Source organism: Halorubrum sp. SS7 (assembly GCF_005435055.1).
Classification (GTDB): Archaea; Halobacteriota; Halobacteria; order Halobacteriales; family Haloferacaceae; genus Halorubrum; species Halorubrum salinarum.
The window spans coordinates 1-348 of the sequence record NZ_SGXV01000431.1 but is presented as its reverse complement, the minus strand read 5'-3'; the positions used below and the strand labels follow the sequence as shown (position 1 = coordinate 348).

General features: G+C 70.1%; 1 pseudogene. It reads right to left on the bottom strand.

From position 1 onward, the window contains the following. Positions 1 to 42: 42 nt before the first annotated feature. Positions 43 to 348: pseudogene (locus tag EXE44_RS18675) on the bottom strand (SRPBCC family protein); the annotation flags it as partial.

The following is a 348-nucleotide window of genomic DNA, read 5'->3' as shown; positions in this document are numbered from 1 at the left end:
AATATCTTAAGGGCTTCGAATCGCGGACCCGGGGCCGCGCGCTCAGATCCGGTCGGAGTCCACGTACACGTCGAGGTCGACGTCCCGGGTCGACCCCTCTAAGTCCTGGACGGCGCGCTCGACGACGCGCTCGGCCTCGTCTCTGATCAGCGGGATCGCCTTCTTCAACACCCAGTCGAACGAGACGAGCCGCGGCAGGTCGAGCGCGTCGGGACTGGCCGACCCAGGGTCGAACTGGACTTCGAGCGCGACCTCACAGGGGTCGTCGCCGGTCGCGTCCGCGTCGCCGTCGCCCGTTCCGTCGGCGCCGTTCCCGTCGGACTCGTCGCCCCCGGGCGGGGTCACCCG